Annotated in this window: 10 protein-coding genes; 6 read left to right on the top strand and 4 right to left on the bottom strand. The window is 39.1% G+C overall.

Translation table 11 applies throughout. The features are described 5' to 3' along the window. Window positions 1-86: 86 nt before the first annotated feature. Entirely contained in the window at window positions 87-977 is an 891-nt protein-coding gene (locus FBF83_RS01815) for a helix-turn-helix domain-containing protein (protein WP_136945441.1), read from the bottom strand. Between the two features lie 171 nt (window positions 978-1,148). On the opposite strand from FBF83_RS01815, the gene FBF83_RS01810 reads away from it, so the two are divergent. Beyond that, window positions 1,149-1,922, top strand: a complete 774-nt coding sequence (locus FBF83_RS01810) for an SDR family NAD(P)-dependent oxidoreductase (RefSeq protein WP_136945440.1) — start codon at window positions 1,149-1,151, stop codon at window positions 1,920-1,922. A 52-nt stretch (window positions 1,923-1,974) separates the two neighbouring features. Here the strand turns inward: FBF83_RS01810 and FBF83_RS01805 are convergent, their stop codons facing one another. Continuing rightward, window positions 1,975-2,520 (bottom strand): hypothetical protein, encoded by a 546-nt coding sequence (locus tag FBF83_RS01805; RefSeq protein WP_136945439.1) that lies wholly within the window; start codon window positions 2,518-2,520, stop codon window positions 1,975-1,977. 195 nt (window positions 2,521-2,715) lie between these two features. Between FBF83_RS01805 and dat the strand changes: the two genes are divergently transcribed. From dat to FBF83_RS01785, 4 genes are all read left to right on the top strand, one after another. Continuing rightward, the gene (gene dat, locus FBF83_RS01800; protein WP_136945438.1) at window positions 2,716-3,549 is read left to right on the top strand and encodes a D-amino-acid transaminase; all 834 of its coding nucleotides are present in this window, start codon (window positions 2,716-2,718) and stop codon (window positions 3,547-3,549) included. A 200-nt stretch (window positions 3,550-3,749) separates the two neighbouring features. After that, window positions 3,750-5,237, top strand: a complete 1,488-nt coding sequence (locus tag FBF83_RS01795) for a DEAD/DEAH box helicase (protein ID WP_136945437.1) — start codon at window positions 3,750-3,752, stop codon at window positions 5,235-5,237. Between the two features lie 175 nt (window positions 5,238-5,412). Further along, the gene (locus FBF83_RS01790) at window positions 5,413-9,033 is read left to right on the top strand and encodes a dynamin family protein (RefSeq protein ID WP_136945436.1); all 3,621 of its coding nucleotides are present in this window, start codon (window positions 5,413-5,415) and stop codon (window positions 9,031-9,033) included. 4 nt (window positions 9,034-9,037) lie between these two features. Beyond that, window positions 9,038-9,853, top strand: coding sequence for a sulfurtransferase (locus FBF83_RS01785; protein ID WP_136945435.1), 816 nt, complete (start codon window positions 9,038-9,040; stop codon window positions 9,851-9,853). A gap of 53 nt (window positions 9,854-9,906) precedes the next feature. Here the strand turns inward: FBF83_RS01785 and FBF83_RS01780 are convergent, their stop codons facing one another. Next, window positions 9,907-11,061: an aminotransferase A gene (locus FBF83_RS01780; protein WP_136945434.1), complete on the bottom strand. Its 1,155-nt coding sequence runs from the start codon at window positions 11,059-11,061 to the stop codon at window positions 9,907-9,909. A gap of 443 nt (window positions 11,062-11,504) precedes the next feature. Between FBF83_RS01780 and FBF83_RS01775 the strand changes: the two genes are divergently transcribed. Next, the gene (locus tag FBF83_RS01775; RefSeq protein ID WP_169525141.1) at window positions 11,505-12,425 is read left to right on the top strand and encodes a hypothetical protein; all 921 of its coding nucleotides are present in this window, start codon (window positions 11,505-11,507) and stop codon (window positions 12,423-12,425) included. Window positions 12,426-12,645: 220 nt separating this feature from the next. Here FBF83_RS01775 and FBF83_RS01770 read toward each other — a convergent pair whose 3' ends face one another. Beyond that, a complete protein-coding gene (locus FBF83_RS01770) occupies window positions 12,646-14,274 on the bottom strand; it encodes a M4 family metallopeptidase (RefSeq protein ID WP_136945432.1) in 1,629 nt (542 codons plus the stop codon). Window positions 14,275-14,415: the final 141 nt, after the last annotated feature.

Below are 14,415 nucleotides of genomic sequence, written 5' to 3'. Positions count from 1 at the left end.
CACATTGTTTATCACTGCAGGACTTTTCTTCGTGTCTCTCTTTAATTTTATCGTCATCTTAATTGAGAAAACAAAGCAAAAATAATTTATGCTTTATGTGGGAGCATTCCGATCTTCTTTGCATAATCATCTACATGACGTTTGAACGCTTCATTTTGATCTAGTTTAAAAATAGTAGAGGAAGTGGTGAGGTATTTGGAGGCAAGGTCCTGGTTTCCTAGTAAAAAGTTTAGTTTCCCACACTGGTAGCTTAGTTCACCAAATAAATAAAGACGCTGTTTATCACGACAAAGAAGAAACCCCTCTCTCGCAATCGAAAGTGCTTTCTCAAAGTTACGGCAGGTTGAAAGAGCCTTCGCGTAATTATAATACAGTCTAATTTCAATTGTCTCATCATTAATAATCGGGAAGAAGCGAACGTGATAGAGAGCTTTATGAAATAAAGGCAGCGCTAGATCCCAATCCTTCTCTTCACTATATAGAATGGCCATACTAATGAGGATTTCAATTTCCCGTTCAGAGTAATTCTTAGGTGTGGTTGTTGTATAGTGGAGTGCAGCATCCAAGAGTTGAAGCGCAGTTTCTGCTTCCTTATAAAGGTAATACATGCAAATACCCTTATGCCACAAATAGAATTGTTGATTTTTAACGAGTCTAAAAAGGGGGTTCGACTCTTCTGAATCTAGTATCTCTTCTACTTCGGAATATTCACGTCTTATAATGTGCCGCCTTACCTGACGAATCACTTCATTTACGTAATCCAGGCGAGGCGTTTCCTTCATATGAAAGAAATAGTTGATATCGACACCAAGTCTTGATGCAAGTTGATAGAGTAATTCTGCGGACGGAGATACATCATTGTTCTCAATTTGGCTGATTAATGCCTGTGTACAGATGCCATCTGAAAGCTCAGCCTGTGAAAGTCCAAGGTACAATCGAAGTTCGCGCATGGAATATCCGAGAGTATCCTGATGCACCTGCAATCCCCCTTTTTTTCTTTCAGTGTAGCATGAAGAGAAGAACTAAATACATATTTTTCTAAACATATTGTACATAATTTTAATATGTAAACAATAATGATTGGAGGAGTTTACTCTTCTATATTGAAAAGTATTCTAGTAGATCTATAAAAAAGGAGTGGAAACACCTTGTCTTATTTGCCATCGTTTGAATTAACTGATCAAATCGTCGTTGTTACTGGAGCAGGTAAAGGAATCGGAAGAGCACTTGCAGTAGGTGCAGCTGAAGCAGGTGCTGATGTTGTAATCCTTGCTAGAACGAAAGCTGACATTAACGAGACGGCAGGACTCGTTCGTGACGTTGGAAGAAAAGCCTATCCTATTCAAGCTGATATTACGCGTAATGAGGAAATAAACGATGCTGTAAAGCAAATTAATAAAGAGGTCGGTACAATCGATGTACTTATTAATAATGCTGGCATGAATATTCGATCAAAAGCTAAAGATGTAACAGAAGAGGAATGGGGCAAAATTTTTCAAACGAACCTGCAAGGGGCTTTTTTTATGTCTCAAGCATGTGCTGAGATAATGAAAGAGAATGGAGGAGGTAAGATCATTAATATCGCATCGGTTGCAGGACACGTAGCACTTAGAACGGGGGTGGTGTACGCAGCAACTAAAGCAGGGATGATTCAAATGACCAAGAACCTCGCTTTAGAATGGGCAGATGACAATATAACAGTGAATGCAATTGGACCGTGGTATTTCAGAACACCGCTTACGGATAAGCTATTACAAAATGAAGAATACCTTCAGGATATTCTATCAAGAACGCCAATGAAACGCGTTGGCGAGCTTAAGGATCTTGTTGGTGCAAGTGTGTTTCTATCATCTGAAGCGTCTAATTATATGACCGGACAAACTCTCTATGTAGATGGTGGTATGACGATTTACGGCTTCTAGAAGACATTAGAAAAAACCGTTACATTTCGTAACGGTTTTTTCGTACTTTCTATTAATCTACTAGATCTGCTGCAAAGCTAGGTGCAGTTAGACCTGCATCTTTGTATACAGAACCCATTTTTTCTTCAAAGGAAGCAAATTGAGCATCGGATTCTTCATATGCTGCTTCTGCCTCATCAGATAGGTTAGCTGCTCTTGTTTCGTATGATTTTGCAAGATCTTCTAATGCTGACTCGATGTCACTTTGGTAAGTTTCAAGTTCAGCTGGAACCTCTACACCACGAACATCTTCTGCAACTTGCTTCGCTGCTGATTCAGCTTCAGATTTCATTTTAGCAAGTTCTTCATCAGAAGGTTTGTCTTCAGCAACCTTTGCAGCTTCGAATCCATAGATTGGAGAGTCATTCTTGTTTACCGTTTGAATAAGGTTCATTTGGAAATCAAGAAGTGCACCCTTTACGTCAGTTTCGCTGTTAGTTGTTTCTTCGCTGTTAGCAGAATTGCTAGCGTTTTCGTTGCTGTTATTTACCTCATCGTTACTACAAGCTGCCGCGAATACAAGCGCAAACAACATAAATGGAAGTAATAATTTCTTCATTCAAAACCCTCCTAATTTTTAGAAAATTACCCTACGAATACAAATTCTAGTGGATTAAAAGGCGTTTGTAAATAACTAGAATGGAATTTGGAATAGAATGTAATAAATAAGACTATTCAGATAAAAAAGATATATAAGACGATCTTATGTATATGTTAAAGTTGAGGGAGAAAAAAGGCGATAGGAGTGTAAAAATTGATTCTATTAAACGATGAATTAATTTCAAAAGAACATGCTTCAATTGATATTGAAGACAGGGGATATCAGTTTGGAGACGGCGTTTATGAAGTAGTGCGTATTTACAATGGTCAATTTTTTGAATTGGACGCACATCTAGAAAGACTTGGAAGAAGTGCTGGCGAAATAAAGATCACGCTTCCCTTCAGCATAACTAATCTTAAAGAAAGAATAGAAAAGTTGATGAAATTCAACAACGTACATAGCGGTCATCTCTATTTACAAGTTACTCGAGGAGTTTCTCCAAGAAATCATGCCTTCCCTGAAAACGCTATACCCGTTTTAGTTGCATACACAAAAGAGTACAAAGTAGAGCCATCTCGTTTACCAGGACGTGCCATGTTTACTGATGATATTCGCTGGTTACGCTGTGATATAAAGAGTCTTAATTTGCTTGGCAATGTGTTAGCAAAAGAGGATGCAACAGAAAAGGGATTTGATGAAGCAATTTTCCATAGAGGAGAAATTGTTACTGAAGGAAGCTCAACAAATGTTTTTCTCATTAGGGATCGTGTCCTTTATACGCATCCAGCAAACCATTTGATTCTTGATGGTATTACTAGAAGGAAAATAGTATCAGTAGCTGTGAATCTTGGTATTCAAGTGAAAGAAGAGTCATTTACGAAACAGCAGTTGCTTGAAGCTGATGAAGTTTTTATTTCTAGTACAACACAAGAAGTAAGACCTATAATTGAAGTGGATGGTCATACGATTGGAAATGGAAAAGAAGGTGATGTCACAGCTTCTCTACAAGCCGAGTTTGAGTTACATATACCTCGAGCAGAGAAGTAAGCTGAAAAATCTTTTTATGAAGTATAGTTGAATTATCCTCATAAAAGTGGTACTCTTAACTTTGGCTATACGTGAATGAAGAGTTGCTTGTTCCGAGCGTTTCCAACATTAGGGAAATGCTTTTTTTGAACATTATCAGGAGAGTTGTCTCCCGTCTATAGCATTTAATGCATTTAAAAGTAAAAAGGAGTTTTTAAAAGTTGAAAAAATTTCAAGATCTAGGTTTAAGTAACACACTAATAGAAGCCGTTAATCAAATGGGCTTCGAAGAAACAACACCAATTCAAGCAGGTACTATTCCAATTGCGCTTGAAGGTAAAGATGTAATTGGCCAAGCACAAACTGGTACTGGTAAAACTGCTGCATTTGGTATTCCAATGATTGAAAAGATCGACACTTCTCTTTCGCACGTACAAGGAATCATTCTTGCTCCAACTCGTGAGCTTGCTGTACAGGTTGCGGAAGAACTAAATCGTATTGGTCAAGCAAAAGGCGTACGTGCCCTTCCTATATACGGTGGACAGAGCATCGTTCATCAAATTAAAGCACTTAAAAAGAAACCTCACCTGGTTGTAGCTACACCGGGACGTCTAATTGACCATATGGAACGTAAAACAATTCGTCTTTCAGAAGTTTCATTCGTTGTTCTTGACGAAGCAGACGAAATGCTCAACATGGGCTTCATCGAAGATATCGAGAAAATTCTTAAAGGTGTACCGAATGAGCGTCAAACGCTTCTGTTCTCTGCTACAATGCCTAAACGTATTGCGCTTCTTGCTGAGAAGTTCATGAGCAATCCAGAGACAGTTAGAACGAAATCAAAAGAAATGACTGTTCCATCAATCGAACAGCATTATTATGAAGTTCGTGATTCTAAGAAATTCGATATTCTTTGTCGCCTTCTTGATACTCAGTCTCCTGAGCTTGCGATTGTGTTTGCAAGAACAAAGAAACGCGTTGATGAAGTATCTGAAGGACTTAAGAAGCGTGGCTATATGGCTGAAGGAATTCACGGTGATCTACCACAGGGTAAACGTGACCAGGTTATTAAGCAGTTTAAAGACAGCACAATCGACATCATGGTAGCAACAGACGTTGCAGCTCGTGGTCTTGATATTAGCGGTGTTACTCACGTTTATAACTTTGACATTCCTCAAGATCCTGAAAGCTATGTTCACAGAATCGGTCGTACAGGCCGTGCTGGTAAATCAGGTCTCGCTTCAACGTTCATCACTCCACGTGAGTATGATCACTTGAAAGTGATTGAGAAAATCACGAAGAAATCAATGCAGAAGCGTACGATCCCAAGTTTTGCTGAAGCAATGGAAGGTCAGCAACAAATGGCAATTCAACAGCTTCAAAGCACGATTGAAGAGCAGGATCATTCAGGTTACCGTTCATCAGCTGAACAGCTTCTTGATGATCACGATTCTGTAACGCTTCTTTCTGCAGCACTTAAGCTACTAACAAAAGAGCCTGATACTACTCCTGTTAGAATTACAGAGATTGCTCCACTACGTGCGAAAAAAGCACAAAATCGTGGTGGTAGCGGTGGAAATCGTAACCGTAACCGTAGCAACGATCGCGGAGGCCGTAAAGGTGGAAGCGGTGGCGGATACCGTGGCGACCGTAACAGCAGTGGCAGTGGTAACAAGCGTCGTAAGTTTAACGACAAAGGAAATAAATAAGTATACACTTAAGTCGGGCTATTGCCCGGCTTTTTTTGTTGAATATGGATAGGAAAACATAGGACTATTGAGATAACATTCAAATAAGTCTTTTTTTTATAAATCAGGACTGGGAAAAATCGTTTGAAAGCGTTATTCTAAGATAGACACTATTAACGAAAGGCAGCGGTATAACATGAAGCATGATTCCAAGTTGCATACAAGACTTAAAGAGGACGTTTTACTCGAACGTCTTGCGCTAATTGAGCGAGAGATTGACACGCCTGAAGCTACAAAAGTAAAACAGCTTATTCATAAGCTAATGACTGGAGAGCAACACTTTCTATTTTCGGGGCATTTTTCTGCAGGCAAATCATCGTTAATCAATGCTTTATTTGATACGAAACTACTGCCTTCTAGTCCAATTCCAGCAAGTGCCAACACCGTTCGAGTTCGTTCAGGTGAACCCGGTGCTTCTGTTCATTTTTTGAATGGTAAGAAAATGGTGTTTCAAGCGCCTTATGATATTGAAGTAGTTAAAGGGTATTGCTTGAATGGGGAAGAAGTGGAACGCGTGGAACTTTCCTCACCTTCCATGCTCAATCAAGATGTTATCCTAATAGACACTCCAGGAATTGATTCAACAGATGAAGCGCATCGCCTATCAACCGAGTCATCTATGTATTTAGCCGATGTTGTCTTCTATGTTATGGATTACAATCATGTACAATCTGAAGTGAATTACCAATTTATTCGTGAGCTCTATCGCCAGAATAAGAAAGTCATTCTAATCGTAAATCAAATTGACAAACATAAAGAATCAGAACTATCCTTTAAATCATTTCAGCGTTCGGTTGTTGAATCATTTGAGACGTGGGGTATTTCTCTTGAATCATTCTTTTTTATTTCATTAAGAGATCTTGAGCATCCTCACAATCAGTTTAACCAATTGAAGTCTTATATCGAAGGGCTTTCAGACAAAACAACGGAAGAGAAAGTCAAACGCGTATATGATGCAGCAGTTGAGCTACTTGCAGATGTAACAGCTGTTCAAGTGGAAGATGATGACGTGAATGAAGCGTTTAACGTTATGCAGCATACACTTTCAAATTCGAATGAACGCATCGATTTAGTTGAGGAAGAGTTTCATTTAGAATCATCCAAAATACTAAAAAGCGCAATATTAATGCCTTACGAAGTTCGTGAAGCTGGTAGAGCGTATCTTGAGTCCCTCCAACCAGGATTTAAGGTAGGTTTTATTTTCCGAGAAAAGAAAACAGAGCAAGAAAGAAATGCTAGGTACCAGGCATTTATGGATGGCTTACAAGAGCAGGTTAAATCACAGCTTGAATGGCATTTTCATCAGCTGTTGCAACAGCTTGTTGAGACAGCAAAGGTGGAGCAAGTAGATTTATCTGAGAAGCCACTAATTGCTGATTTCAGTGTGATTCAGGAAGAGGCAAATAAGGGTACAGGTGCATCAGGAGAGGCTGTCTTGCACTATACTGAAAATATTGCAAACCTCCTTAAATCACAGATGAAACAGCAAGCAGAACGTGTGAAGGATGATCTTCTTGAACAAGTGAAAAAGGATCATGAACAAACTTCAACTAAAGCAGAAGCATCATTCAAAGAAACGGTAGGAGAAAAAGCGGCAGCTACTTATTTAGCGAGATTAAAAATTGCAAATCGTAAATATGAGGACCTGTGGTCAATTATGAGCGGTGACCATGATGAAGATGCTACGCACGCAGCTGAAAGAATAAAGCAGTCGTTAAAATCAGGAGATGAAGAGGTTGTTATTATTGAACCGGTTGATGAGAACCACGTACGACAGAGAAACCAGCCGACTTCAAAGAAGAAACAAATTCAAAGAGAAGAATTATCGGATCGTTTACCATCTACTGAAGAAACGGCTCTTGCTCTTTACGACATTGCTAGCCAGCTAGATGATTTACCAGGATTCGAACAAACTAAATCCACTTTGATAAATAAGGCAGCAAAAATGAAAGATAAATCTTATACTGTTGCTTTATTTGGTGCTTTTAGTGCAGGGAAATCTTCATTTGCAAATGCATTAATTGGGGAAACAATTCTACCGTCATCTCCAAATCCAACAACAGCTACACTTAATCGAATCTGTCCGGTAACAAATCAGCATCCACACAAAACAGCTATGATTTATTACAAAACAGAAGCAGAACTTCTTGATGACTTAAAACATTCTCTTTCCTATTTTGGTGAGCAAGCCTTTTCGATACAAGATAGTTTGCAATTAATTGCGACAGGAAAGATTTTCAAACGAGAATCCGCTGATACGAAGCCCCATGCGCTCTTCTTGAGAGCAGTGCTTGAAGGTGAGTCGGAAATCGAATATCTTGGAAATGAACGAGAAGTATCTATAGAAGAATATAAAGATATGGTTGTGAATGAGTCGAAGGCTGCATTTATATCTTCAATCTCGTTATTTTATGACTGCCCGCTTACAACAGAAGGCATCACGCTTGTTGATACGCCTGGAGCAGATTCAATAAATGCACGTCATACTGGCGTTGCTTTCCAGTATATGAAGTCTGCCGATGCTATTCTATATGTAACCTATTATAATCATGCATTTTCGAAAGCAGATCGAGAATTCCTCATTCAACTTGGTCGAGTGAAAGATGTATTTGAATTAGATAAAATGTTTTTCCTATTAAATGCTGCAGACCTTGCAGAAGATCAAGAAGAATTACAAGTTGTTATTGATCATGTAACGCATCAGCTTCAGCAATATGGGATACGTCAACCATCACTTTACCCCGTCTCAAGTCTTGCGGGCATGCTTGAAGGGCAACAAAATCTCAATCAGGAAGAAAGAAGATTTCTAGATGGGTTACCTGATAAATTGAAGAAAAAGGGTGGAGTTGAAGACTTCGAGGCACGTTTTTATCAATTTATCCGTTCTGATCTTTCAATATTGGCGGTTGAAGCCAACTTGAATGAAATCAATCGTGTTCAGCAGTTAATCCAGCAATGGCTATTAAATTATGAACTAGATTCAAGTGACAAAGAAAAGCAGTTAAAACGAATTAAAGTACGAGCTGTGGAAGCAAAAAAGGAACTTTCTAATTATGCTATATCATCGTCGCAAAAGTCGATTCAACAGGAATTAACAGAGCTTGTTCATTATATTCCGCAGCGTCTGTTCTATCGTTTCAATGATTTCTTTAAAGAAGCATTTAATCCTTCCGTTGTGAGTAGCCGTGAAGATTTGGTAGATGCCTCTTCTAGTCTCTTAGAGGACATTGAACAGGACGTACTTCAAGAATTAAGAGCTGCTTCACTCCGAGTCGATCGATTTATTAAGCGAGAGCTTCAAAAGAATGAGAAAGACATTCAAATGATCATCAGTTACAAACTATCTGAATTTCGCTATGCTGGAGAAGGATATAAAGAAATGGAAACACCAGCATTTGCTCAATCTCTATCATCATGGCTTCCGATCGAGGTTATACAAAAGAAAGCGCGATCTGTGTTTAAATCACAGAAACAGTTCTTTGAACAAAACGGTAGAAGTCAATTGCATGATGAGTTAAAAGAATTGTTCAACCAACCGGTTAATAATTATTTAAAGGCTGAACAGCACGTTCTTCAGGATTGTGCTTTCCATTATTATGAACAGATGATGAGAGTGTTGAAAGATCAGGTTGATTCTCAAATTACGAATTACGTCGAATCTACGTCTTATATGCTCACAACCACAATTAATAAAGAAGTTTTGGAACATAAAGAACATCAGGTTGAGCAAATTAAAACGAAATTATTGGGGGAATGAACCAATGAAAAATCTCGTTACAGTTGAGTGGCTGTCTGACCATTTATATGATGAAAAGTTAGTCGTTGTTGACTGCCAGTTCGATCTTGGCAATCCTTCAAGCGGGTACGAATCGTATTTAAATGGGCACATACCAGGTGCCGTTTATGCAAATCTCGAGAAGGATTTGTCAGGTGAGATTGGTGAGCATGGTGGAAGACACCCTCTACCTGATCAAGAGCAATTACAACATTTGGTTGAACGTCTCGGAATTGAACCGGATTCAAAAGTGATTGCTTACGATAACCAGCACAGTGCGATGGCTGCAAGGCTCTGGTTTTTGCTCGGCTTTGCGGGCCATAAACAACGTGCTGTTCTAAATGGTGGGATTGACGCTTGGAGAGGGGAGGGGTTAAAAATTGAATCGAAGTTACCTTCTGTCCGTGCCTCCCATTATCCAATTAGTCTAGATAGTTCCATGATTGTGTCAATGAATGATGTGAAGCAGGCGCAGATTGAAGGTCGTACAATTGTCGACTCACGTGCCCCTGAACGATACTCTGGCAAAGAAGAGCCTATTGATGCGAGAGCGGGACATATCCCTCGTGCAGTGAATTATTTTTGGAAGGATAACCTTACAGAAACGCAAAAGTGGAGAGAGCCTCTCGAGAGAGTAGGGGAGATAGAGAGTGGTCAAGAACCTATTATATACTGTGGTTCTGGCGTAACGGCGTGTGTCAATATACTTGCTTTCCAAGAAGCGGGTGTTCATGCCAAACTTTATCCAGGTAGTTATAGTGATTGGATTTCATACAGTGATAACCAAGTCGTAACTTTATAATGAGAAAAGCCATCATGGACGTTTTGTCCATGATGGCTTTTTTTTGCTGTGGATCAAAGAGTCTTTATAAACCTTTCTAATCGATCCATACCTTCCCTTAATACATCGAGCTTGTAAGCAAATGAAATTCTTACATAACCTTCTCCGTAGTCAGAAAAAGCACTGCCTGGCACAACTGCAAGATTTCCTTCTTTGGCGAGCTTCATTGCAAAGTCAAATGACGATAAACCAAATTGCTTAATGGAAGGAAGAATATAAAATGCGCCGTCCGGTTTGATTGGAGAAAGTCCCATCTCAACGAGTCGGTTATAAACGTAATTCATTCGAATCTCATATTCTTTTCTCATTTCGACTGGATCTTCAAGTCCGTTTTGCAGTGCTTCGAGAGCAGCATATTGAGATATAGAAGAAGCACAGGATACGTTGTACTGGTGAACTTTTAGAATATGCTTGCAAATCTTCTCAGGAGCGAAAAGAAAACCAACTCGCCAGCCTGTCATTGCATGGGATTTTGAGAGTCCGTTTATCACGATTGTTTTATCTCTCATTCCTTCAAATTGAGCAATTGAGGTGTGGTTACCCGAGAAATTAAGTTCAGAATATATTTCATCAGATAGAACAAATATCTCTCTATCTCTTAAAAGATCTGCAATATCCGATAGTTCTTTTTCAGACAATGCAACACCTGTTGGGTTAGATGGTGATGGAAGGATAATACACTTTGTCCTCTCAGTGAGAGCTGATTCAATCAATGAACGCGTCATTTTAAATTCATGTTGCGTAGTATCTATATGAACCGCTGTTGCACCTGAAAGCGTAATAATAGGTTCGTAACCAGGATAAACAGGGCTAGGAAGAATGACTTCAGATCCCTCAGTTAATACAGTACGAAGTGTCACGTCAATAGCTTGACTTGCGCCGGTCGTTGTAATAACTTCATTCTCCGCTTGATATATTAAATTATATTTTGATTGGAGAAAGTTTGCTGCAGCTTTTCGTAATTCCAGTATGCCTGCATTATGTGTGTACGTTGTTCGATTGTCATCAATGGCTGATTTTGCAGCCTCTTTAATGTGATTGGGTGTTTCAAAGTCTGGTTGGCCAATTGTTAGAGAAATCATATTTTCATAATCTGAAACCATATTGAAAAAAGTACGTATACCTGAAATTTCAATTGATTTCACTTTAGGATTCAATAAGTGTTCCATAGGCTGGTCTTCCTTTCCGTATCAAGCTTTCCTGAACATCATTGTAGCATAATTTAAAAGCTATCGTCGAAATTACCTTCAAGTGTGGATTGGAAAGGAAAAGATGTAGAAAATAGGTTGTTGATAACTTCTAGATGTACTGGTACTATTAGCTTTTGAGCACTTATCAACAGCTTGAACCATATACCCTATATGGGTATATTCGGAAGTTGCGGGGGTATAAGCATGGGTATATGGTTACCCACAAAAATCTGTGGATAACCAATTTTCTGAACCTTTTTCCCTCTTTTATATTCCATAAATTACAAATATTGTATTATAAGGAATGGTGTGTAATAATGGTTGTGGTTTTCACATGGGGAGAAAATACATAAATAGGATTCTTTATCATCTCTTCTTTCCGTGTTTTTAAGATAATGAATTCTAAGAAGGAGAATGAGCCTGTGAACAAAATGCTTTTAAGTGCACTATTTCTGTCTTTTAGTCTTTTACTTGCAGCTTGCGGACAAGACGAGGACGTAGCAAAGGACGATTCCAAGAAAATAGACCAAACGAAACAAAGTAACGACGAAGCCAAGAGAACTTCCGACGATACCGAAAATGATAGTGTAGTAGAGTCAGAAGAGAATGGTTCGACAGAGGATGATTCTTCAAATGAGGATGAAGCCACCTTAGATGAATCGCCTACTGATGAAGAGAATAATACCGATTCAAACGAAAGTTATGATCTTACTAAAGAAAATTTCACCGAAAATGGGGTCTCCATCAACTATCCTCAAATCACTGGCTTAACTGATACGACGAAACAGGAGACTTTGAACGATCTTCTCTACAAAGAGGCACACAATGTATTAAACTTTTACGATGAATCAGATGGGCTAGACCTAGAGATCGACTATACAATTTCGTTTCAGAGCGCATATTTCTTAAGCGTTCAGTATGCAGGTAGCGGGTATGTAGAAGGTGCTGCTCACCCAAACAACCTCTTCTACACAACAAACGTCGATATCCAAAATCGAGAACGGATCAGACTATCTGACGCAGTAGTACTAGATGAATCGTTTCTTTCGCTATTCCAGTCAGATGCTTTTAAGGCGGTTAATCCCGATCAAGCAGAGTTTGCGAGCGACTTAAAAGCAAATGTAACGCTAGACCAATTGCAGAATGCTGATAACTTGGATGGAATTGGAACCGATCAGCATTCTGAAACGTTTACGTACTTTACAGATAGTGGATTGGGTATCAGCATTGGAACGAGTCATGCGGCTGGTGGTCACGCAGCATTTGAAATCATGTATGATGACGCCCCTGATGAGATGTGGGCTGGTGATAAAATCCGGAATTTGCTTAAAACATATCAATAAAGACGAGAGGGCTCTGTGGCATGCAGAGTCTTTTTTTTAGAATTTCTTCTGTTTAAATCTCTACTGAGTGTCAAAGTGACTAACGAATGAACGAAAAGGTATAACGTCCCGCCTTAAGCGAGCACTCAAAGCGAAGCACATAAAAAAAGCTTGTTGAGAATCGAATCGTCTCTCAACAAGCTTTTTGTAGTTCCTTCTGGATTAATGTGATTATTGTAATTTAGTTTACACCAACCTGTGTCCACGCATTTGCAACTGAATTGTACGTTGTGCCTGTACCATAAAGATCTGTAGTTGCCTGCAATAGGGCAGAACGCGCTTCACTAAAGTTACTTGTTGGCGTTAAATAAACACTTAATGCACGATAATAAATTTGCTCAGCTTTTGATTTACCAATGCTTTGAATGGTTAGGTATGCTGCTTTGTTCGGAATTCCGCTGTTTGTGTGAACACCGCCATTATCGGATGAAGTATTGTAGTAATCATCCATATGAGAAGGCTGACCATATGCTTCTGGATTCGATAAGCTTCGTAGCGCATCTCCAGACTTATTAGGCGTATAAACATCCTCACCTAGAAGGAAATCTTCCGGTTCAACGAAATATCCAAATACATCGGACATAGACTCATTCAATGCTCCTGATTGATCTTGATATTTCAGTCCAGCTGTTCTTTCTGTTACGGCATGCGTAATTTCATGCGCAACGACGTCCTGCGCACCAGATAGTGGTGCGAATGTTGTACCGTCCCCATCACCATAAACCATTTGTGAACCGTTCCAGAATGCATTATTGTAGTTCGATCCATAATGAACCGTTGAACGAATTGTCGCACCATTGTTGTCAAAGCTGTTACGGTTATGTGTGTTGTAGTAGTAGTCGTAAACTGTACCGGCATAATAGTTCGCATCCACATCTGCACCCTGAGAAGTATCAGTAAACGCATTATCGTCATCAGTTGAATAGTTTCCAGGAAGGAAATTCCCAAGAAAAGCTGTTCTCGTTTCAATGACACCATTCATAGGCTTTGTTGTATCGTAAAGATAGTACGTTCCGTTGGAGTAGTACGTATTAAGTGACTTATTATCACCAAGTACGCCAGTTCCGTGACCGGTAGTTGCTTCTTCAGTAACTGCGTTGTAGGAATCTACGATTGATCCATCTCTTGCGTCAACAAAAATTTGCCAATTTGCAGGATATGGATCGATGAACTGAAGTTGAACTTTATATGTCATATAATAGTTATTGTCTTTTTGATAGACTACTTTTTCACTTTTCTCGACCATATCAGAAGCATTTGATTTTTTAACAAAGCTAGGGTTGTCGCTCACAGTGTTTTTAGGCTTCACATTAATATGGTTCCACGCTTCTTTAACAGCTTCCTTTTCGGATAGCTTTACTTCATAGTTGCCTTTGAAATTCTTATTCGCATCAGGGTGAAGATCCCCATTGACTGCTACAACCTCGCCTGTTTCATTTGTATGTACGATAAATCTCGCTCCGTCGATCGAAACACCTTTAACCGTTTGAACGTACTCGTAATGCGTCATACCAAGATCGTCAGTTGACTCGCTAATGAGTTCTAGATCCTTTACTTTTACTTTAAATAGACTTTCATTTGATTTTAAATATGATTGAATTGCTTTTTCGGTTTTAACATTCTTCTCAGATAGTTTTCCGGAAAGGAAAGATGGCACCTTACGCTCATTTTCCCAATTTTGCTTCACAATTTCCATTTTCTCTAGTGCCTGCTTTTGTTCCGGTTTTAAATCATTTGAAGAAGCTGCAGCAGGTAGTGCTGAACCAAATGCAAGACCAGTCGCAAGAACAACGGCGATTCCTTTTTTCAATTCATTTCCTCCATTCAACATAAATAGAATTTTCTTACATATTTAGACTAACATAGTATTTTTAATGGCTGTATTGGGAAATGTAGTTGTATTTGCAGCATTGTAGTAAGGGTTTTCGCTTGTCTTTTCCCAATAACATTT

The organism is Guptibacillus hwajinpoensis (assembly GCF_005144865.1).
Taxonomy (GTDB): Bacteria; Bacillota; Bacilli; order Bacillales; family Guptibacillaceae; genus Guptibacillus; species Guptibacillus hwajinpoensis_A.
This window is presented reverse-complemented; position numbering and strand designations above follow the sequence as displayed.

Excerpts from the sequence above, each read along its gene's own strand:
- FBF83_RS01805 (WP_136945439.1), bottom strand. The coding sequence starts at position 2,520 with ATGAAGAAATTATTACTTCCATTTATGTTGTTTGCGCTTGTATTCGCG.
- FBF83_RS01785 (WP_136945435.1), top strand. The coding sequence starts at position 9,038 with ATGAAAAATCTCGTTACAGTTGAGTGGCTGTCTGACCATTTATATGAT.
- FBF83_RS01780 (WP_136945434.1), bottom strand. The coding sequence starts at position 11,061 with ATGGAACACTTATTGAATCCTAAAGTGAAATCAATTGAAATTTCAGGT.
- FBF83_RS01790 (WP_136945436.1), top strand. The coding sequence starts at position 5,413 with ATGAAGCATGATTCCAAGTTGCATACAAGACTTAAAGAGGACGTTTTA.